This window comes from Enterobacter sp. P82 (assembly GCF_037053385.1).
In the GTDB taxonomy this organism is placed as follows: domain Bacteria; phylum Pseudomonadota; class Gammaproteobacteria; order Enterobacterales; family Enterobacteriaceae; genus Enterobacter.
This window is the reverse complement of the sequence record NZ_JBALHX010000006.1, coordinates 106,221-126,687: the sequence shown is the minus strand read 5'-3', so window position 1 is coordinate 126,687 and position 20,467 is coordinate 106,221. Positions and strand designations below refer to the sequence as shown.

General features: G+C 53.9%; 18 protein-coding genes. 13 read left to right on the top strand and 5 right to left on the bottom strand.

Annotated elements, in window-relative coordinates:
* Positions 1-30: 30 nt before the first annotated feature.
* Both WB237_RS20515 and avtA read left to right on the top strand, forming a co-directional pair.
* Positions 31-2,058: an alpha-amylase gene (locus tag WB237_RS20515; protein ID WP_336215933.1), complete on the top strand. Its 2,028-nt coding sequence runs from the start codon at positions 31-33 to the stop codon at positions 2,056-2,058.
* A 193-nt stretch (positions 2,059-2,251) separates the two neighbouring features.
* Complete coding sequence (gene avtA, locus WB237_RS20510) at positions 2,252-3,505, top strand: valine--pyruvate transaminase (protein ID WP_256068157.1); 1,254 nt, start codon at positions 2,252-2,254, stop codon at positions 3,503-3,505.
* 4 nt (positions 3,506-3,509) lie between these two features.
* Here the strand turns inward: avtA and WB237_RS20505 are convergent, their stop codons facing one another.
* Both WB237_RS20505 and yiaJ read right to left on the bottom strand, forming a co-directional pair.
* Positions 3,510-3,965, bottom strand: a complete 456-nt coding sequence (locus tag WB237_RS20505; protein WP_336215928.1) for a 4Fe-4S dicluster domain-containing protein — start codon at positions 3,963-3,965, stop codon at positions 3,510-3,512.
* A 3-nt stretch (positions 3,966-3,968) separates the two neighbouring features.
* The gene (gene yiaJ / locus WB237_RS20500; protein ID WP_021242452.1) at positions 3,969-4,787 is read right to left on the bottom strand and encodes an IclR family transcriptional regulator YiaJ; all 819 of its coding nucleotides are present in this window, start codon (positions 4,785-4,787) and stop codon (positions 3,969-3,971) included.
* 226 nt (positions 4,788-5,013) lie between these two features.
* On the opposite strand from yiaJ, the gene yiaK reads away from it, so the two are divergent.
* From yiaK to araD, 8 genes are read left to right on the top strand one after another with little or no spacing between them, the layout of a single operon-like run.
* The gene (gene yiaK / locus WB237_RS20495) at positions 5,014-6,012 is read left to right on the top strand and encodes a 3-dehydro-L-gulonate 2-dehydrogenase (RefSeq protein WP_336215924.1); all 999 of its coding nucleotides are present in this window, start codon (positions 5,014-5,016) and stop codon (positions 6,010-6,012) included.
* 10 nt (positions 6,013-6,022) lie between these two features.
* Positions 6,023-6,490, top strand: coding sequence for a YhcH/YjgK/YiaL family protein (locus WB237_RS20490; protein ID WP_028018242.1), 468 nt, complete (start codon positions 6,023-6,025; stop codon positions 6,488-6,490).
* A 26-nt stretch (positions 6,491-6,516) separates the two neighbouring features.
* On the top strand, positions 6,517-7,443 hold the full coding sequence (locus WB237_RS20485) for a DUF4862 family protein (RefSeq protein WP_336215921.1): 927 nt from the start codon (positions 6,517-6,519) through the stop codon (positions 7,441-7,443).
* Positions 7,444-7,486: 43 nt separating this feature from the next.
* Positions 7,487-8,806, top strand: coding sequence for an MFS transporter (locus tag WB237_RS20480; RefSeq protein ID WP_336215918.1), 1,320 nt, complete (start codon positions 7,487-7,489; stop codon positions 8,804-8,806).
* Between the two features lie 56 nt (positions 8,807-8,862).
* On the top strand, positions 8,863-10,368 hold the full coding sequence (locus WB237_RS20475; protein ID WP_336215915.1) for an FGGY-family carbohydrate kinase: 1,506 nt from the start codon (positions 8,863-8,865) through the stop codon (positions 10,366-10,368).
* Complete coding sequence (ulaD, locus tag WB237_RS20470; protein WP_336215913.1) at positions 10,365-11,018, top strand: 3-keto-L-gulonate-6-phosphate decarboxylase UlaD; 654 nt, start codon at positions 10,365-10,367, stop codon at positions 11,016-11,018. Before WB237_RS20475 ends, ulaD begins: the two co-directional genes overlap by 4 nt.
* Positions 11,019-11,020: 2 nt before the next feature.
* On the top strand, positions 11,021-11,881 hold the full coding sequence (locus tag WB237_RS20465) for an L-ribulose-5-phosphate 3-epimerase (RefSeq protein ID WP_108089344.1): 861 nt from the start codon (positions 11,021-11,023) through the stop codon (positions 11,879-11,881).
* Positions 11,875-12,570: an L-ribulose-5-phosphate 4-epimerase gene (araD, locus tag WB237_RS20460; protein WP_336215910.1), complete on the top strand. Its 696-nt coding sequence runs from the start codon at positions 11,875-11,877 to the stop codon at positions 12,568-12,570. The genes WB237_RS20465 and araD overlap by 7 nt, the downstream gene beginning before the upstream one ends.
* Here araD and WB237_RS20455 read toward each other — a convergent pair whose 3' ends face one another.
* On the bottom strand, positions 12,571-13,380 hold the full coding sequence (locus WB237_RS20455) for an AraC family transcriptional regulator (protein ID WP_128348595.1): 810 nt from the start codon (positions 13,378-13,380) through the stop codon (positions 12,571-12,573).
* Between the two features lie 224 nt (positions 13,381-13,604).
* On the opposite strand from WB237_RS20455, the gene WB237_RS20450 reads away from it, so the two are divergent.
* Positions 13,605-15,005: an MFS transporter gene (locus tag WB237_RS20450; RefSeq protein ID WP_336215905.1), complete on the top strand. Its 1,401-nt coding sequence runs from the start codon at positions 13,605-13,607 to the stop codon at positions 15,003-15,005.
* A gap of 10 nt (positions 15,006-15,015) precedes the next feature.
* Positions 15,016-16,965, top strand: coding sequence for a glycoside hydrolase family 127 protein (locus tag WB237_RS20445; protein WP_336215902.1), 1,950 nt, complete (start codon positions 15,016-15,018; stop codon positions 16,963-16,965).
* Positions 16,966-17,034: 69 nt separating this feature from the next.
* Here the strand turns inward: WB237_RS20445 and WB237_RS20440 are convergent, their stop codons facing one another.
* The gene (locus WB237_RS20440) at positions 17,035-17,775 is read right to left on the bottom strand and encodes a MipA/OmpV family protein (protein WP_049006241.1); all 741 of its coding nucleotides are present in this window, start codon (positions 17,773-17,775) and stop codon (positions 17,035-17,037) included.
* Positions 17,776-17,892: 117 nt separating this feature from the next.
* Between WB237_RS20440 and WB237_RS20435 the strand changes: the two genes are divergently transcribed.
* Positions 17,893-18,858 (top strand): LysR family transcriptional regulator, encoded by a 966-nt coding sequence (locus WB237_RS20435; RefSeq protein WP_336215900.1) that lies wholly within the window; start codon positions 17,893-17,895, stop codon positions 18,856-18,858.
* Here the strand turns inward: WB237_RS20435 and aldB are convergent.
* A complete protein-coding gene (aldB, locus tag WB237_RS20430; protein ID WP_028018230.1) occupies positions 18,855-20,393 on the bottom strand; it encodes an aldehyde dehydrogenase AldB in 1,539 nt (512 codons plus the stop codon). The genes WB237_RS20435 and aldB overlap by 4 nt on opposite strands.
* Positions 20,394-20,467 lie beyond the last annotated feature (74 nt).

Below are 20,467 nucleotides of genomic sequence, written 5' to 3'. Positions count from 1 at the left end.
TGGTCAAAAATGCCGCGACAGGAAAATGGAATGAAACGCACCGCAATAGCCTTTCTGATGTTACCCGCACTGGCACATGCAGGCTGGTCATCACCGGGGTTTACTGCATTTAACACCGAAGGCACCGGGATTTTCACCAGCCAGACAAAGCTCGCGAAGGGTACGCGTCCTCTTACACTAAGTTTTGACAAGACGTGCTGGCAGCCAACAGATGCGATAAAACTCAACGAGATGCTGTCGCTCAAACCCTGTGACGGCACGCCGCCACAGTGGCGTCTTTTCCGCGACGGTGAATACCAGATGCGGATTGATACTCGATCCGGTACACCCACCCTGCTACTAACCATCCAGAGTGCCGCAGAACAGCCAGTTACCAACGTTATCCGCCAGTGCCCGAAGTGGGACGGTAAACCGCTGACGCTCGAGGTCAACCATACCTTCCCGGAAGGCTCCGTTGTGCGCGACTACTACAGTAAACAGACAGCGACGGTGCAAAATGGAAAAATCACTCTGCAACCGGCCGCCAACAGCAACGGTCTGCTGCTGCTTGAGCGCGCCGAAACCGACAAGCCTGCGCCGTTTAGCTGGCAAAATGCCACCGTCTATTTCGTGCTCACTGACCGTTTCGTGAATGGTGACCCGAGCAACGACAACAGCTATGGCCGTCACAAAGACGGCATGCAGGAGATTGGTACCTTCCACGGTGGAGATCTCAAGGGGCTCGCCAGCAAGCTCGACTATTTACAACAGCTGGGGGTGAACGCGCTGTGGATTAGCTCGCCGCTGGAGCAGATCCACGGCTGGGTCGGCGGTGGCACCAAAGGTGACTTCCCACACTACGCCTATCACGGTTATTACACTCAGGACTGGACGAAGCTCGACGCTAACATGGGCACCGAAGATGATTTGCGTCATCTGGTCGATGAAGCGCATAAACGTGGCATTCGTATCCTGTTCGATATCGTCATGAACCACACGGGTTACGCGACGCTTGCGGACATGCAGGAATATCAGTTTGGCGCCCTGTATCTGCAGGGTGATGAGCTGAAAAAGACGTTGGGAGAACGCTGGACGGACTGGAAGCCGGGCGCAGGCCAAAGCTGGCACAGCTTTAACGACTACATCAACTTTAGCGACAAAGCCGCGTGGGAAAAATGGTGGGGGAAAAAGTGGATCCGCACTGATATCGGTGATTACGACAACCCCGGCTTTGATGATTTAACCATGTCGCTGGCATTTTTACCCGACCTGAAAACGGAATCCACCACACCTTCCGGGTTGCCAAACTTCTATCAACACAAGCCTGATACCCATGCGAAAGCCATCTCCGGGTATACCCCGCGCGATTACCTGACCCACTGGCTCAGCCAGTGGGTACGTGACTACGGTATTGATGGTTTCCGGGTTGATACGGCCAAACACGTTGAGCTTGCGGCCTGGCAACAGCTGAAAGACCAGGCCAGCCAGGCGCTGGCTGCCTGGAAAGGTGCTCACCCGGACAAAAAGCTCGACAATGCACCATTCTGGATGACCGGGGAATCCTGGGGCCACGGCGTCATGCAGAGCGATTATTACCACCACGGCTTCGATGCGATGATTAACTTTGATTATCAGGAGCAGGCGGCAAAAGCGGTAAACTGTCTGGCGGATATCGACCTCACCTGGCAGCAGATGGCGGAAAAACTGCAAAGTTTCAACGTCCTGAGCTATCTCTCTTCGCATGACACGCGCCTGTTCCGTGAAGGGGGTCAACGCGCAGCTGAACTGCTCTTGTTAGCACCGGGTAGCGTACAAATCTATTACGGAGATGAATCTGAACGTCCATTTGGGCCAACAGGTTCAGACCCGTTACAAGGTACCCGTTCGGATATGAACTGGCAGGACGTCACGGGCAAACAGTCCTTAACCGTCACCCACTGGCAAACGTTGGGTCAGTTCCGCGCGCGCCATCCGGCGATTGGTGAAGGCAAACAAACCACGCTGTCGTTGAGAGAGGGATATGGCTTCGTGCGCGAGCATAATGGCGATAAGGTGATGGTAGTATGGGCAGGTAATTAATAACGGCTCACTCCAGTTCCCTCTCCCTGTGGGAGAGGGTTAGGGTGAGGGAAAAATCAACAGAACTATTCACTACACAAATCCATTCCTGCCACATAAAACAACAAATCCGACCACATCCCCTGATTTGCACCAGCACGGTGCTAGCGTTATGGTTACCCACTTTCAAAATAAGCTCGATAGATCACCTGCTATGACGTTTTCACTTTTCGGCGACAAATTCACCCGCCATTCAGGCATTACTCGCCTGATGGAGGACCTCAACGACGGGCTGCGCACACCGGGCGCAATCATGCTCGGCGGGGGAAACCCGGCTCAAATACCGGAGATGAATACCTATTTCCAGACGCTGCTCGCTCAGATGCTGGAAAGCGGCAAAGCAACCGATGCGCTTTGCAACTACGACGGCCCGCAGGGTAAAACCGAACTGCTGGCACTCCTCGCCGAAATGCTGCGTGACGAGCTGGGCTGGGATATCGAACCACAGAATATTGCACTGACAAACGGCAGCCAGAGCGCGTTTTTCTACTTGTTTAACCTGTTCGCAGGGCGTCGCGCCGACGGCACCACCAAAAAGGTGTTGTTCCCGCTGGCACCGGAGTATATCGGCTACGCCGATTCCGGCCTGGAAGAGGATCTGTTCGTCTCCGCGCGCCCGAATATCGAGCTGTTGCCGGAAGGCCAGTTCAAATATCACGTCGATTTTGAACACCTGCATATTGGTGAAGAGACGGGCATGATCTGCGTATCACGTCCGACGAACCCAACGGGCAACGTGATCACCGATGACGAACTGATGAAGCTGGATGCGCTGGCGAATCAGCACGGCATTCCGCTGGTGATCGATAACGCCTATGGCGTACCGTTCCCGGGCATTATCTTCAGCGAAGCACGTCCGCTGTGGAACCCGAACATTGTCCTGTGCATGAGCCTCTCTAAGCTGGGCCTGCCGGGTAGCCGCTGCGGCATTATCATCGCGAATGAAAAAATCATCACCGCCATTACCAACATGAACGGCATTATCAGCCTTTCGCCGGGCGGTATCGGCCCGGCGATGATGTGCGAAATGATTAAGCGCAACGACCTGCTGCGTCTGTCCAATGAGGTGATTAAGCCGTTCTATTACCAGCGTGTTCAGGAGACAATTGCGACACTTCGCCGCTATTTACCGGAAGAACGCTGCCTGATCCACAAACCTGAAGGGGCGATTTTCCTGTGGCTGTGGTTTAAGGATCTACCCATCACCACCGAACTGCTCTATCAACGCCTGAAGAAGCGCGGCGTGTTGATGGTACCGGGCGATTACTTCTTCCCAGGCCTGGATAAACCGTGGCCGCATACGCACCAGTGCATGCGCATGAACTACGTGCCCGATCCGGAAAAAATCGAAGCGGGTGTCAAAATTCTGGCCGAAGAAATCGAAAAAGCCTGGCGCGAAGAGGGTTAAGGTTTTACGCCAGATGATGCTGTCGTTCCGTACGTAATCTGGCGGTATCAACACAGCGCAACGCGTGGGTAGGACAGGCCTCCACACAGGCCGGTCCGCCTTCGCGGTGCATGCACAAATCACACTTCAGCGCGTGCGCCTTATTTCCCTCCAGCCGAACCTGCATCGCCCCAAACGGGCACGCCAGCATACAGCTTTTGCAACCAATGCAGCGCGTCTGCTCAACGAGCCAGGCTCCCGCCGTGCGGCGAATGGCATGGGTTGGGCAGACATTGGCGCAGGGGGCGTCTTCGCACTGGTGACAGCCAACCGCCGTGGTATATGACCCCCCTTTAACCACACGAATGCGTGGCGTAAAGGCATGTGCGGATACGGAATCCTGATGCGACACCGCGCAGGCCGCTTCGCAGGTGCGGCACCCGATGCATTTTTCCGCATCCGCCATGATAAATTGGTTCATCTGTTACGCCTCGCGTACGTTAAAACCCAGTTCTTTTGAAATAGCCTCTGCCGTTTCACGCAGTGGTTTAAGCAAGTTTTTCTCGCCCACCTGCTTCATGCGTGATGTCGATAGCGATATGGAGATCGCATACGGCACGCGACCATGAATATCAAACACCGGCACGGCGATACAGGAGACACCCAGTTCGTTCTCTTCTTTGTCCATCGCCATGCTGCGATCGCGAATTTCCGCCAGCTCATCATACATGGCACTCAATTCTGTGATGGTGTTGCGGGTCAAAGGTTGGATCTGTTCCTGATGGCTTTCCCAGTAGCTCGCCACATAGTCCTGGTGACCAAACGCCATGTAGATCTTGCCCATCGCTGAGCAGTAAAGCGGCATATGCTGACCGATATAAGCACGCGTGCGCAGCATACCGGTTGTCGGCTCGAGTTTATAAATCAGGATCGCATGGTCGTCTTCCCGGCTGGAAAAGTTCACCGTTTCACCGGTAGCAATATTCAACGCTTCAAGGTGTGGCGCCGCCACGTGGATGATATTGAGCGACGACAGCGCCTTTTGCCCGACGGCGATAAATTTGGTGGTAAGACGGTAACTGCCCGCCGCAGGCGCTGGGGTAACGTACCCGCACGACTGTAATCCCTGGAGTAACCGGTGCACAGTGCTCTTATTCAAACCAGCCAGTTCCGATAAATGCGCAAGCGGACACCCGTTCGGATAGTTGCTGAGGATCTCAATCAGCATCAGGCCGCGAAATAAGCTCTGGCTACCTGCTGGCCTCTCTTTTTCTTGCGTCATTTCGCTCTCTTTCATGCTCATTAAATGGCTCCTTTTTATCGCGCTCCTGATGGTAGCGCAAAGTGTGGTTTAGTTCACGATCTCAACAGAAAAAACACAACCAATTGATTTTAATGATTTTTGAAAAACATAAATGTCGTTGATCTGACAAATTTTGATCGCTATATTTGAAATCAGATTTCGCATAGTGAAATTTAGCGATAAAAAAGCACTCGCACCGCCCACTAAAATAAACAGGAGAACAGGGATGAAAGTGACCTTTGAAGAGTTGAAAGCGGCGTTTAATCGGGTCCTGATCGACCGCGGTGTAAAAGCTGACGCCGCAGATGCCTGTGCGGAGATGTTTGCCCGCACCACAGAATCCGGCGTCTATTCACACGGCGTGAACCGTTTCCCGCGTTTTATTCAGCAACTTGAAGCTGGTGACATCATTCCTGACGCTCTGCCAAAACGGGTAACATCATTAGGCGCCATTGAGCAGTGGGATGCTCAGCGCTCCATCGGCAACCTGACAGCGAAGAAAATGATGGATCGCGCCACGGAGCTGGCATCCGATCATGGGATCGGACTGGTGGCACTACGTAACGCGAATCATTGGATGCGCGGCGGCAGCTACGGCTGGCAGGCGGCAGAGAAGGGTTATATTGGAATTTGCTGGACCAACTCCATTGCCGTGATGCCCGCGTGGGGATCAAAAGAATGCTGCATCGGCACCAACCCGCTAATCGTTGCGATTCCATCCAACCCAATCACTATGGTCGACATGTCGATGTCGATGTTCTCCTACGGCATGCTGGAAGTAAATCGCCTGGCCGGGCGCGAGTTGCCGGTTGATGGCGGGTTTGACGACGAGGGTAATCTCACCCGTGAACCCGGCGTCATTGAGAAAAACCGTCGCATTTTGCCAATGGGCTACTGGAAAGGGTCCGGCCTGTCTATCGTACTGGATATGATCGCGACACTGCTTTCCAACGGTTCATCCGTGGCGGAAGTCACTCAGGACAACAGCGACGAGTACGGTGTATCGCAGATCTTTATCGCCATTGAGGTCGATAAACTGATCGACGGCCCAACCCGCGATGCCAAACTTCAGCGCATTATGGATTTCATCACCAACGCTGAGCGCTCAGACGAAAACGTCGCCATCCGTCTGCCGGGGCATGAATTCACCCGCCTGCAGGAAGAGAACCGCCGTAATGGCATCACGGTCGATGACAGCGTGTGGGCGAAAATCCAGGCCCTGTAAGGAGTGGACGATGATATTCGGACATATTTCACAGCCAAATCCGTGCCGTCTCCCACAGGCGATTGAAAAGGCGCTCGATTTTCTGCGCACTACTGACTTCACGGCACTGGAGCCGGGCGTTGTTGAAATTGAGGGGCGCAACATCTTTGCCCAGGTACTCGATCTCACCACCAAAGCGTGGCATGAGAATCGCCCGGAAGTACACCGACGTTATCTGGATATACAGTTTCTGGCATGGGGTGAAGAGAAAATTGGTATCGCTATAGACACCGGCACCAACAAAATAAGCGAATCATTACTGGAACAGCGGGATATTATTTTTTATCACGCCAGCGAAAATGAATCATTTATTGAAATGATACCTGGCAGTTATGCCATATTTTTCCCGCAGGACGTTCATCGTCCTGCCTGTATTAAGAGCAAAGAATCCACAATTCGTAAAATTGTGGTGAAAGTGGCAATCAGTGAATTGAATTAATTTTCTGATAAATACAGGAATGCGAAATGACCAACACCGGTTTTATTATTGGTGCGTACCCCTGCGCACCTTCGTTTCACCAGAAAGGTGAACAGGAAGAACAAACCTTCTGGCGGGAACTTTCCGACACACCCAACATCCGCGGGCTGGAACAGCCTTGCCTTGAAAACCTGCATCCGTTTGGTGATGAATGGCTGTTCCGTCATACGCCAGGGGACTGGCAAATCGTGGCGACGGCAGTGATGGAAACCATGCGCCGCCGTGGTACCAACGGCGCGTTCGGTCTGGCCTCCGCCGACGAGCAACAGCGTAAGGCCTGCGTCGAATTCTATCGCCATCTGCACCAGAAAATTGACGCCGTGAATGCCCGTTATCCCGGGAAAGTGATCGCCCTGGAGATGCAGGCAGCACCGCAGGCGGGTAATGCCTCTGTCGAACAAGCCACGGAGGCATTCTCTCGCTCCATTCGTGAAATAGCAGGTTGGAACTGGTCATGCGATCTGGTTCTTGAGCACTGCGATGCCATGACCGGACCCGCACCGCGTAAGGGTTTTTTACCCCTGGAACAGGTACTGGAGGTGGTGAAAGAAACGGATATCAGCGTGTGCATTAACTGGGCGCGCTCGGCCATCGAAGGTCGTAACACCGCCCTTCCGCTTGAGCATGTTCAGACCGCACTCAACGCCGGAAAGCTTGGCGCGCTGATGTTCTCCGGGACAACAGCAACCGGTGAATACGGTGACTGGCAGGATCTCCATGCACCATTTTCTTCATTCTGCGCCGACAGTTTAATGACCACTGAACACGCAAAAACACTCTTTACTGCGGCGAGCGCCGCAACATTGAAATTCTCCGGTATTAAATTACTGGAAATAAATGTTAATGCTGACGTCAGCCATCGCATTGCCATTTTGCGCGACGGCATTAGCGCCATGAATAAAGCGACACAATAAAAATAAAAATCTTATTCCGGTTACATTTACTGAGACATTAAATATGAACACGACCTCTCATGCTCTACATGCGGATATTCCGCGCCAGCGCTGGTTAAGAATCATTCCCCCTATTCTTATCGCCTGCATTATTTCTTATATGGACCGAGTGAATATTGCGTTTGCTATGCCAGGTGGTATGGATGAAGAATTAGGTATATCCGCCACAATGGCTGGTCTGGCGGGCGGTATCTTCTTTATCGGCTATCTGTTCCTGCAAGTTCCCGGCGGCAAGATTGCTGTTCATGGCAGTGGTAAGAAGTTTATCGGCTGGTCTTTGGTCGCCTGGGCGGTGATTTCAGTCCTGACCGGCCTTGTTACCCATCAGTATCAGCTGTTGGTGTTGCGCTTCTTACTGGGTGTGGCGGAAGGCGGGATGCTACCCGTTGTGCTGACGATGATCAGTAACTGGTTCCCGGATGCCGAACGTGGCCGTGCCAACGCGATTGTGATTATGTTCGTGCCCATTGCCGGGATCATCACAGCACCGTTGTCGGGTTGGATCATCACCGCGCTCGACTGGCGCTGGCTGTTCATTATTGAAGGGCTGATGTCCGTTGTGGTGCTGGTGCTCTGGGCATTCACCGTGTATGACCGTCCACAAGAAGCCCGCTGGATATCGGAAGCCGAAAAAAACTACCTGGTGAAAACGCTGGCGGCGGAACAGCTGGCGATTGCCGGTAAAGAGGTGAAAAATGCCTCGCTCAGCGCAGTGCTGTCCGACAAAACCATGTGGCAGCTGATCGCCCTGAACTTCTTCTACCAGACCGGAATTTACGGTTACACCCTCTGGCTGCCAACCATCCTGAAAGAGCTGACGCATACCAGTATTGGCCAGGTAGGGATGCTCGCCATTCTGCCTTACATCGGCGCGATTGCGGGCATGTTCCTGTTCTCGTCTCTTTCTGACCGTACCGGCAAGCGCAAGTTGTTTGTCTCCCTGCCCTTGATAGGTTTCGCGCTCTGCATGTTCCTTTCTGTGGCGCTAAAAGAGAACACCTGGCTGGCCTATGCCGCGCTGGTGGGCTGCGGCTTCTTCCTGCAATCCGCTGCGGGTGTGTTCTGGACTATTCCGGCGCGTCTGTTTAGCGCCGAAATGGCGGGCGGTGCGCGCGGCGTGATTAACGCCCTGGGTAACCTCGGTGGCTTCTGCGGCCCTTATGCGGTTGGCGTGCTTATCACGCTGTACAGCAAAGACGCAGGGGTTTACTGCCTGGCGGTCTCTCTGGCGCTGGCATCGCTGTTGGCCCTGCTGTTACCGGCGAAATGCGATGCCGGCTCTGAGCCGAATCCCACGGTGAATCCACATAAACGTGCGGCCTGATGTCCTCACCCCAACCCTCTCCCACCGGGAGAGGGAGCAACACAAGAGAATCAAAGATGAGTGAAAAAGAGCCCTTCTGGCTGGGTATCGATTGTGGCGGTACTTATCTGAAAGCCGGTTTATACACCCGTCAGGGAAAAGAGGTCTGTATTGAGCGCCGTTCGGTTGCCACTCTCAGCCCACGTCCTGGCTATGCTGAGCGGGATATGCACCAGCTCTGGCAGCACTGCCACACGACCGTCGCACTGCTGCTCAAAAATGCCAGGGTCGATGGCGAGCAGATCAAAGGTGTCGGTATTTCGGCTCAGGGCAAAGGGCTGTTTCTGCTTGATAAACAGGATCAACCGCTGGGAAACGCCATGCTCTCTTCTGACCGTCGGGCACTGGAGATTGTGCAGCGCTGGCAGCAGGACGGCATTCCCGAGAAACTCTACCCGCATACTCGCCAGACGCTATGGACCGGGCATCCGACTTCTCTCCTGCGCTGGGTCAAAGAGAACGAACCACAGCGGTATCAGCAGATTGGCTGCGTGATGATGGCACACGACTACCTGCGCTGGTGTCTGACGGGGGAAAAAGGCTGCGAAGAGAGCAATATCTCGGAGTCCAATCTCTACAACATGAGCACTGCTCAGTACGATCCACGGCTCACACGCTGGCTTGATATCAGCGAAATTGACTGTGCACTACCGCCGATTGTCGGCTCCGCAGAAATTTGCGGGGAAATCACCGCTCAGACAGCCTCGCTTACCGGTCTCGCGGCGGGCACGCCCGTCGTTGGTGGACTGTTTGATGTGGTTTCCACCGCGATCTGCGCCGGGCTGCACGACGAACATACGCTGAATGCCGTCATGGGTACCTGGGCCGTGACCAGCGGGATTGCCAATGCGCTTCGCGACAACGAGCCGTTCCCCTATGTGTATGGCCGTTACGTCCACCCGCAGCAGTACATCGTTCATGAAGCCAGCCCGACTTCATCCGGCAATCTTGAGTGGCTCACTGCCCAATGGGGCGATATGTCATTCGATGAAATCAACCATGCCGTCGCCAGCCTGCCGAAAGCGGAAAGCGATCTGTTCTTCTTGCCGTTCCTCTACGGCAGCAACGCCGGGCTGGAGATGACCAGTGGTTTTTACGGCATGCAGGCGCTACATACCCGCGCGCATCTCCTACAGGCCGTTTACGAGGGCGTGGTGTTCAGCCACATGACCCACCTGAACCGCATGCTGGAACGCTTTACACACGTGACGTCGCTGCGCGTCACGGGTGGCCCCACTCATTCAGACGTGTGGATGCAAATGCTGGCAGATGTCAGCGGTCTGGCAATAGAACTACCGCAGGTGGAAGAGACCGGTTGCTCCGGTGCGGCGCTGGCAGCACTTGTCGGTACGGGCATCTATACCGATTTCCACGCCGCTCAGCGTGCCCTGCGACACGACACCAGGGTCATTGAACCCGACATGCGTGCCCATGCTGCCTACCAGCGCAAATATCACCGCTACCAGTTACTGATTTCAGCACTTCAGGACTATCACGCCCGTATTAAGGAGTACGACCTATGAGCCGACCATTACTGCAGCTGGCGCTCGACCATACCTCACTTCAGGCCGCCCAGCGCGACGTCGCGACGCTTTCAGATCACGTCGATATCGTCGAAGCGGGCACCATTTTGTGTCTGACCGAAGGGCTGAGCGCCGTTCGCGCCCTGCGCGAGCAGTGCCCGGACAAAATCATCGTGGCGGACTGGAAAGTCGCCGATGCCGGAGAAACGCTGGCTGAGCAGGCGTTTGGCGCGGGCGCGAACTGGATGACCATCATATGCGCCGCCCCGCTGGCAACCGTTGAGCGAGGCCACGAGGTCGCACTGCGCTGCGGGGGAGAAATCCAGATGGAGCTGTTTGGCAACTGGACGCTGGACGACGCGCGCGCGTGGCATCGCGTTGGCGTGAAGCAGGCCATCTATCACCGCGGGCGCGACGCGCAGGCGAGTGGTCAGCAGTGGGGCGAAGCGGATCTCGCGAAAATGAAAGCGCTCTCTGACATCGGGTTGCAGCTTTCGATTACCGGTGGGATCACTCCTGCCGACCTGCCGCTGTTTAAGCAGATCAACGTCAAAGCCTTTATTGCTGGCCGCGCGCTGGCTGGTGCTGAAAAGCCACCGCAGGTGGCACAGGCATTCCATTCACAAATCCGCGACATCTGGGGAGAGTAACCATGCGTCAGCATCCGTTAGGTATTTACGAAAAAGCGCTGTCGAAAGATCTCACCTGGCCGGAACGTCTGGTGCTGGCGAAAAGCTGCGGGTTTGATTTTGTCGAAATGTCGGTTGATGAAACTGACGAACGTCTGTCACGTCTTGAGTGGAGCACAACGCAGCGTGCATCGCTGGTTGAAGCCATGCTGGAAACCGGCGTGTCGATTCCATCCATGTGCTTATCTGCCCACCGTCGTTTCCCGTTTGGCAGCCGCGATGAAGCCGTGCGTGAGCGTGCCCGAGAGATCATGACCAAAGCCATCAGGCTGGCGCGTGATTTAGGTATCCGCACCATTCAGCTTGCAGGTTATGACGTCTATTACGAAGAACATGATGAAGGTACTCAACAACGCTTCGCAGAAGGGCTGGCGTGGGCGGTGGAACAAGCCGCTGCGGCACAGGTGATGCTGGCAGTGGAGATCATGGACACCGCTTTTATGAACTCGATCAGCAAATGGAAAAAGTGGGACGACATGCTCGCTTCACCGTGGTTTAGCGTTTACCCGGATGTCGGCAACCTGAGCGCGTGGGGCAACGATGTCACCGCCGAGCTGACGTTGGGCATTGACCGTATTGCCGCAATCCACCTGAAAGATACCCAGCCCGTCACTGAAAACAGCCCGGGACAGTTCCGCGATGTGCCGTTTGGCGAAGGCTGTGTTGATTTTGTCGGTGTGTTTAACACGCTGAACCAACTGAACTATCGCGGCGCGTTTCTGATTGAAATGTGGACTGAAAAAGCAAAAGAGCCCGTACTGGAAATCATCCAGGCACGTCGCTGGATTGAAGCCCGTATGCAGGAAGGAGGCATGACATGTTAGAACAACTCAAAGCTGAAGTGCTGGCAGCAAACCTGGCGCTTCCCGCCCACCAGCTGGTGACATTTACCTGGGGCAACGTCAGCGCGGTCGATCGCGAAAGCGGGCTAATGGTGATCAAACCTTCCGGCGTAGAGTATGACGTGATGACCGCAAACGATATGGTGGTGGTTGATATTGCCACGGGTGCGGTAGTCGAAGGCAGCAAAAAACCGTCATCCGACACGCCAACGCATCTTGCATTGTATCGCCGTTACCCTGAGATTGGCGGCATCGTCCATACGCATTCCCGCCACGCCACTATCTGGTCGCAGGCGGGTTTGGATTTACCTGCCTGGGGCACCACGCATGCCGACTACTTTTATGGTGCGATCCCCTGCACACGGCTGATGACCACGGCTGAAATAGCCGGGGAATACGAATATCAGACGGGTGAAGTGATCATCAAAACCTTCGAGGAGCGCGACTTAAACCCGATGCAAATTCCGGCAGTGCTGGTCCATTCTCACGGTCCGTTTGCCTGGGGAAAAAATGCGGCCGATGCAGTACACAACGCGGTGGTGCTGGAAGAGTGCGCCTGTATGGGCCTGTTTTCACGTCAGCTGGCACCGCAGCTACCGGTGATGCAACAGGAGTTACTGGATAAGCACTATCTGCGCAAGCACGGGGCGAATGCCTATTACGGGCAGTAATCACCCGGAATTGATGTGCTCCTTACAGTACCGCCGTTTCCAGACGGCGGGTGTTAAGCCCGTGTGTTTGGTAAATATCTGCCGGAAATAGCCCACGTCATTAAACCCGCAGCGGGTTGCCACTTCGGTGAGCGATGCAGAGCCATCCAGCAACAGCTTTTCCGCCGCCCTGACGCGCTGGCGATGTATCGCCTCCGTCAGGGTTAAATGAAAAGTGCGACGAAACACGCGCCCCAGATAATCGGCATTACAGTGCAACTCTCTGGCGAGCTTCGAAGTAGAGAGGGGTAAATGAAATTGTGTGCGAATAAGCTGTTTCGCCTTCCACGCCATTGCGGCTCCAGCCTCATCCATTTTGTCTTCATACCCCGAAGAGAGCGAAACTTGCTGCAAAATCAGGAGTAAAAGGAGCTCCAGCGCCATACTACGCTGTAATTTTTCCTGCTCACTCAGAAACTGACGGAACAGAGAAATGACATATTGCGCATCCCTGACGCTGCAATGCTGTTCTATTGCCAGAGAGGGGGAGCCCTGCCCTGTGTTTTCCACTTCGAAGTGCAGCCAGTAGAATTTGAGATCTGCCGGGAAATCCTCCACACCAACGTGCCGCCGATCCGGCCAAAGCAATAAACTCTCTCCAGCCTTCACCTCAAAAAGGGTGTTTTCCTCCAGGATCGTTAACGTCCCTTTTTCGACAAAAATTATTTCCCACGACGCCAGCTTTCGCGCCGGATGACGACCCACACCTCGGGAAATAAATAACCCGCCATTTTGTACCTTAATCGGAAGCGCTATGGATAATTCAAGCATCGGTATTCACTATCCCGCTTTTATCGTCATGGAAATTGAGTTTATTCATTGATTATTAATAAATATTAATGTCCCTTCCCGATCCAACTCACATTTTTAGCATCAGGTCGGAATTGTCATCTTTTTATACTTTTCCCTTCCCTTGTTGGCCCTGTCGTTCGGTGCAGAATAAATGGGGTACCTTGCATAAATACGATAAAAATCGATTACCGAGGAGTTATCTCATGACTTCCACACCGATTACAGAATCTGACGTTGCACAACCGGCAATAGATGACCGCCTGTCAGTTCGCGAAAAAATAGGCTATGGCCTGGGTGACGCGGGCGGCACGGTCATTACCTGTCTTATCATGAACTTTCTCACCTTTTTCTATACCGATATCTTTGGTCTGACACCCGCCCTTGTCGGCACGCTATTTATTGCATTACGCGTGTTTGATGCCATCTCCGACCCGGTAATGGGCGTGATTGCGGACCGCACGCAAAGCCGGTGGGGACGTTTCCGCCCCTGGCAACTGTGGGTCGCGTTCCCGATTGGGATCATCGGCGTACTGACCTTCACCGTCCCGGAAGCCAGCATGGGAGTCAAAATTACCTGGGCGTTCGGTACCTATTTACTGTTATCCGTAGGCTATACCGCCATCAACGTGCCCTACTGCGCGCTGATCAACACCATGACAACCCGGCACAACGAGGTGCTCTCCTGCCAGTCATGGCGTTTTGTGCTGTGCGGCGTTGCCGGATTTTTAGTGTCTGTTGGTCTGCCGTGGCTGGTATCCGTATTAGGCCAGGGTAATACCGCGAAGGGTTATCAGCTTGGCGTGGGCGTGCTGTGCGCCGTCGCCGTGGTGATGTTCCTGTGCTGCTTTTTCTGGGTACGTGAGCGTGTCCCGCTGGCACTGATGGGTAAATTCACTCTGCGCGAGCACCTGGCTGGCCTGCGTAAAAACGACCAACTGCTGTTAATGCTGGTGATGTCCTTCCTGCTGATCAACGTTTTTAACATCCGCGGCAGCGGGTACATGTATTTCATCACCTACGTGCTTCAGGGCAGCACCGCCTACACCTCACTGTTTTTTACCATGGTGACCTTTGCGGCCATTCTTGGGGCGGTGATCGTTAACCCGCTGTCCCGCCGTTTTGATACGGTCAAACTTTACTATTACACCAACCTGGTGCTGGCCGTGCTCGCGGCGGGAATGTGGTTCCTGCCCGGCGGACCAAATTACCAGACGCTCTGGCTGATTGTGATCCTGAGCAACGGCGTCATCCTGGGTTTTACGCTGCCGCTGCACTTCTCGTTGATGGCCTTCGCCGACGACTACGGCGAATGGAAAAACGGCGTGCGCTCGTCGGGCATGAACTTCGCCTTTAACCTGTTTTTCATCAAGCTCGCATGGGCTTCCAGCGCCGGGATCATCAGCCTGGTGTTTATCGCCGTAGCCTATCAACCTGGTGCCGGTAACCAGACGCCGGCATCTCTGCAAGGTATCACCGCCATGGAGACATTACTCCCTGCTCTTTTCCACCTGCTGCTGGCTGTCTCAATTCGCTGGTGCAGACTCAACAATCCAATGATGTCGCGCATTGCCACCGACCTGCGCCAGCGTCACGTACAGTCCTGAGGAGAACAAGATGTCCATAATGGAAGCCGACCTGCATAAACTGAAAATTAACGACCCGTTTCTCGGGCAATATCAACGGCTGGTACGCGATGTGGTGATCCCCTACCAGTGGGATGCGCTGAACGATCGCGTGACGGAAGCCGAACCCAGCCACGCCATCACCAACTTCCGTATTGCGGCGGGTCTGGAGAAAGGCGAATTCTACGGCATGGTGTTTCAGGACAGTGACGTAGCAAAATGGCTGGAAGCCGTAGCGTGGTCCCTGTGTCAGAAGCCTGACTCAGACCTGGAAAAAACTGCTGATGAGGTAATTGAACTGGTTGCGGCGGCACAATGCGAAGACGGTTATCTCAACACCTATTTCACGGTGAAAGCCCCTGAAGCGCGCTGGACGAATCTGGCTGAATGCCACGAGCTGTATTGTGCCGGACATATGATTGAAGCTGGCGTGGCATATTTTCAGGGAACCGGAAAACGCCGTCTGCTGGAGGTGGTGTGCAAACTGGCCGATCACATCGACAGCGTGTTTGGCCCCGGCGAGAACCAGCTACACGGTTATCCGGGTCACCCGGAAATAGAGCTGGCGCTGATGCGGTTGTACGACATCACGCAGGAGCCACGCTACCTGGCACTGGTGAAATATTTCATCGAACAACGCGGTGTACAGCCTCACTTCTATGATATCGAATACGAGAAGCGCGGCAGAACATCATACTGGAACACCTACGGGCCCGCCTGGATGGTCAAGGACAAAGCCTACAGCCAGGCGCATCAGCCACTTGCTGAACAACAAACGGCCATCGGCCACGCGGTGCGTTTTGTCTACCTGATGGCGGGCATGGCGCATCTGGCGCGCCTGAGTCATGACGAAGGAAAACGCCAGGACTGCCTGCGGCTGTGGAACAACATGGCCCAGCGCCAGCTGTACATTACCGGCGGGATTGGGTCGCAAAGCAGCGGGGAAGCCTTTAGCAGCGATTACGATCTGCCCAACGATACGGTATATGCCGAAAGCTGCGCCTCCATCGGTCTGATGATGTTTGCCCGCCGGATGCTGGAAATGGAGGCCGACGGTCACTACGCCGACGTGATGGAGCGCGCGCTATATAACACGGTACTCGGCGGCATGGCGCTGGACGGTAAGCACTTCTTCTATGTAAACCCGCTGGAAGTACATCCGAAAACCCTGACGTTCAACCATATATACGATCACGTGAAACCCGTCCGCCAGCGCTGGTTTGGCTGCGCCTGTTGCCCGCCGAATATCGCTCGCGTGCTGACATCGCTGGGGCATTATATTTATACCGTTCGCCAGGATGCGCTTTTTATTAATCTCTACGTCGGCAACGATGTCGTCATTCCGGTTGGCGATGAAACCCTGGCGCTGCGGATTAGCGGTAACTACCCGTGGCATGAACAGGTAAAAATCGAAATTACCTCACCTGTTCCCGTCACGCATACGCTAGCCCTGCGGCTGCCGGACTGGTGCGCGGCGCCTGGCGTATCGTTGAACGGTGAAGACACTACAGGTGAAATTTCACGGGGATATCTCTACCTGACCCGAAACTGGCAAGAAGGTGATGTCGTCACGCTGACGCTACCGATGCCCGTTCGCCGGGTGTATGGAAATCCGCAGGTACGCCAGCAGGCAGGGAAAGTCGCGCTACAGCGCGGACCGCTGGTTTACTGCCTGGAAGAAGCGGATAACGGTGCCAATCTGCATAACCTTTCCTTGCCGCAAGACAGCGAGTTCCGGGTCTTTGAAGGGAAAGGGATTTTCGCGCACAAGATGCTGATACAGGCAGAGGGGATTGGCTGTCACGTGAAGGACAAGGATGCGCTGTGGCAGTATGACCGTTCGCCGGTACAACGTCAGCCCCAGACGCTGACCTTTATTCCCTGGTTTAGCTGGGCTAACCGGGGAGAAGGAGAAATGCGGATTTGGGTGGATGAAGGCTGAATTTCTGCGGCCTGTTGCCCTCACCCCGACCCTCTCCCACGGGAGAGGGAGGAAAGAGGCTTTACCGCATCAGAAACGCCAGGTCAGGCCGGTCATTAGCGCGAAGCTGTCGTCACGGTCAATCATCGGGCTGTTCTTCACATCATCAGGTAATACGGTATAAACCGCGCTGGCATTGAGGAACAGTTTCTGGGTTAACTGATATTTAGCCGCCAGACCAACGTATGGCGTCCAGCTGTCACCCGCGGTGTATTCGTCCAGGCCTGAACGACGAGACTCACTGCCGGATACACCGTAGTAGTAGTCGTTATAGCTCTCATCGCTATAGAAAATACCGACAGATGGCGTCAGTGTCAGGCGTTCCATACGGATTGGACGGAAGTAGGATACCTCACCGATCACGCCGCCGCTTTCATCCGTGGCATCACCAGAGACCGCCACTTTCAGCGAACCCCAGCTTTCATGGCGGTAGTATGCACCACCGAGGAAGGCAGAGGCTTTTCGCTCATCAAGCTTTTTCATCTGATGGTCGTCGTTGTCATCAGGATCAAAGTGGAGCGGCATCCAGGATGCAGTCAGGCTGAATTCATTTTTTTCATCTTTCCACAGGATCCACCCTCCTGTGGTCTGGCGCACGTAGAAACGATCGCCTTCGTAGCTAATTAACGGTACTGCGGTAGTATTTTCGTTATATCCTTTGTAAGGAGACTCATTAAATACAGCCCCCGCTCCAAGTGAAAAGTCACCGGCCATTGCAGATGATGTTGCAAATAACGTGGCAGCGATGAGTAAATTGTATTTAATAGTCATTACATGTAATCCATTTAAACGCCAAACAAGCGAGGCGAATAATAATGGTTACAAATTTGTCAATGCAACGCTGCGCTTTATATAATATTATATATAAAATCATATAGATTGGTGTGCATGATGAGCAAATTACAACTAAAACCACGCGAATTAAAAATTATATCCGTCATCGCAGCAACCCACAGTATTGGCGATGCCGCCGCCCTGCTGGGTATGGCGCAGGCCAACGTCAGTAAATATCTGTCTGATTTTGAAACACGGGTTGGACTTAAGGTTTTTGAGCGCACCACGCGCCAGCTGGCCCTGACCCAGTTCGGTGAAGCATTACTCCCTTACATTAACGCCTCGCTGGACAAAAACAGCCAACTTGTTAATTTTATTGCTGATTACAAGCACGAAAAACGTGGAAAAGTGACAATCTATGCCCCAACGGGCATTGTAACCTACCTCTCGCGACACGTGATCCACAAGATAGAGGACATCGGTGATATCCGCATCTCCCTGAAAACATACAACCTGGATCGTAATGAATATTCAGAAGGTGTTTCCTTTCCGGATGACTGCGATATTTTAATTACCTATGCGCAACCAAAAGACGAAAGTCTGGTTGCGAGTGTTTTAACAAAATATTCGGTTACAGCATTTGCAACCAAAGAGTATTTAAATAAACACCCCTTAACGGGACCTGAAGATTTAATTAACCACTCCTGTATTCTTATAGACTCCATGCTGGTTGATGATGCAAACATCTGGCGTTTCCGCGTGCATGGTAGCGATGAGGTCCATGATTACAGAGTGACCGGGAACTATATTTGCGACAACACGCAGACGGCTCTGGAACTGGCAAGAAATAATCTTGGAATTGTTTTCGCTCCCAAAGAGAGTCTGAAAAAAGAATTAACGCAGGGCATGTTAGTCCCTTGCTTCCCGCATCAGGAGGAGTGGTGGCTCGACCTGACGACTATATTCCGCAAGCGTGAATATCAGCCCTGGCGTGTGCAATACGTCCTGGATGGCGTACTAAACTGCCTGCGCCAGCAAATTGCTCAGGCCGCCCATGGACAGCCTGAGCTGAGTGATTAGAACAGTCCCAGAGGTTTATCGGAATAACTAACCAATAGACATTTTGTCTGCTGGTAATGCTCCAGCATCATCTTGTGCGTTTCACGCCCGATACCAGATTGCTTATAACCACCAAATGCCGCATGCGCCGGATAGGCATGGTAGCAGTTAGTCCATACGCGCCCGGCCTGAATGCCTCTTCCCATTTTATAAGCCAGATTTCCATTGCGGCTCCAGACCCCCGCCCCCAGCCCATACGGTGTGTCATTCGCAATTTCCAGTGCCTCCTCCATCGTTTTGAAGGTCGTCACGGCCAGAACCGGTCCGAAAATTTCTTCCTGGAAGACTCGCATATTGTTCTTACCGAACAGGATCGTCGGCTCAAGATAATACCCTTCCTGCAGATCCCCACCGAGCACTTTACGGCGGCCACCGGTCAGAATATCTGCCCCTTCTTTCTTGCCGATATCAATATAGTTGAGGATCGTTTCCAGTTGCCCATGAGAGACCTGCGCGCCCATCTGGGTGACACTATCAAGCGGGTTACCGCTGCGGATAGACTCCACACGACGGATCGCGCGCTCCATAAAGCGCTCGTAAATAGACTCCTGAACCAGCGCCCGGCTCGGGCAAGTGCACACTTCCCCCTGATTGAAGGCAAACAGAGCAAACCCTTCCAGGGCTTTATCGAAGAAGGCATCTTCTTCATCCATCACATCGGCAAAGAAAATATTCGGAGACTTACCGCCCAGCTCCAGCGTTACCGGAATGATGTTCTGCGTCGCGTACTGCATGATCTGCTGACCCACTTCCGTCGATCCGGTAAATGCCACTTTGGCGATACGTTTTGAGGTTGCCAGATATTCACCAATTTCACCTCCGGCACCGTTCACCACGTTGACCACCCCCGGTGGCAGCAGATCGCCAATCACTTCCATCAATAACAGGACCGACAGCGGGGTCAGGCGCGCCGGTTTAAGCACAATACAGTTCCCGGCAGCCAGCGCAGGTGCCATTTTCCAGCTCGCCATTAGCAGCGGGAAGTTCCACGGAATAATTTGCCCCACCACGCCCAAAGGTTCGTGGAAGTGATACGCCACGGTATCGCTGTCGACCTCACTGATTCCGCCCTCCTGAGCACGAATACAGGAGGCAAAATAGCGGAAGTGGTCAATGGCCAGCGGCACATCTGCCGCCATTGTTTCCCGGATAGGCTTGCCGTTATCCCAGGTTTCCGCCGTCGCCAGCAGCTCCAGATTTTGCTCCATTCGGTCGGCGATTTTGAACAATATGGCCGCCCGGTCCTGAACGGAAGTATGGCCCCATTTATCTTTCGCTTTATGCGCCGCATCCAGCGCAAGATCGATATCACGCTTGCCGGAGCTGGCTATTTCACACAATGGCTGGCCAGTGACAGGTGTCAGGTTGGAATAGTATTCGCCGTCGACGGGAGCCACCCAGGCACCGCCAATAAAGTTGTCATAACGGGGTTTCAGCTTGAGGGGAAAACCATACTCGCCAGGCTGGATACGCGATGAGGGAGGATTGTTTGTCATGACCGTCTCCTTGCTGTTGGTGTACAACAAGGGTAGTCCCGACTGACGATTTTCTCGCCAGCCGGTGGCGGGTT